This is a genomic window from Methylophaga sp. SB9B, from assembly GCF_004832235.1.
Taxonomy (GTDB): domain Bacteria; phylum Pseudomonadota; class Gammaproteobacteria; order Nitrosococcales; family Methylophagaceae; genus Methylophaga; species Methylophaga muralis.
In genome coordinates this window covers 1-256 of record NZ_SSXS01000044.1, presented here as the reverse complement: position 1 = coordinate 256, position 256 = coordinate 1, and the positions used below count along the sequence as shown (strand labels likewise).

At 50.4% G+C, this 256-nt stretch carries 1 protein-coding gene; it reads right to left on the bottom strand.

Annotated elements, in window-relative coordinates; genetic code table 11:
* Positions 1-31: 31 nt before the first annotated feature.
* A partial coding sequence (locus tag E8Q33_RS15055) for a cobaltochelatase subunit CobN (RefSeq protein WP_211116197.1) occupies positions 32-256 on the bottom strand: 225 nt, incomplete at its 5' end.

Here is a 256-nt window from a genome sequence, read left to right as displayed (position 1 = left end):
CGAATCAGAGGCCCAGAGAATGACGCCTTGTTTATTGCGATCGCAACTTCATGACCTTCAATATTGCCTTTTTCGCCAGCCAATACCGGCGCAGCCAGTTGCTGACCAATATCAAAACCCACACGGTCGGCAGTAAACTGCCATCCAACGCATAAAAATTTCGCCCGGTGGGCAGTGCATCGGGTGTGCGGATCGGATCATTGCCTTTACCTGGTGAGATAAATCGCCCATTCAGACCATTCAGTAAGGCGTCAAT